The organism is Microbacterium sp. KNMS (assembly GCF_053851835.1).
In genome coordinates this window covers 1-248 of record NZ_JBSQBP010000160.1, presented here as the reverse complement: position 1 = coordinate 248, position 248 = coordinate 1, and the positions used below count along the sequence as shown (strand labels likewise).

Genomic DNA, 248 nt, shown 5'->3' with positions numbered 1-248 from the left:
GCGTTAACCTCAGAGATCGCCGTCAGCACGACCTGCTTTAAACGCGGCTGCGTCACCGTGCCATCAGTGCGCATCACACTGCGAAATTCCGACAGGTCCACATCAGGCCAGAACGGCGTATTTTTTATGACCTCCGCCTGTTCCGGTGCCTGTTCGGGCGCAACAAACTTCATGCGGCTTTCTCCTGAATAAGTGGGCGGTGGACGGGGTTTTGATGTGGCAGTGCCTTTCGCCACCCCGTGCCGCCC

General features: G+C 58.5%; 1 protein-coding gene. It reads right to left on the bottom strand.

Annotation, left to right across the window (positions count from 1 at the left end):
- Positions 1 to 173, bottom strand: a 173-nt coding sequence (locus tag ACWXWW_RS18225) for a head completion/stabilization protein (protein WP_455971443.1), incomplete at its 3' end; no start/stop codon positions are given.
- Positions 174 to 248: the final 75 nt, after the last annotated feature.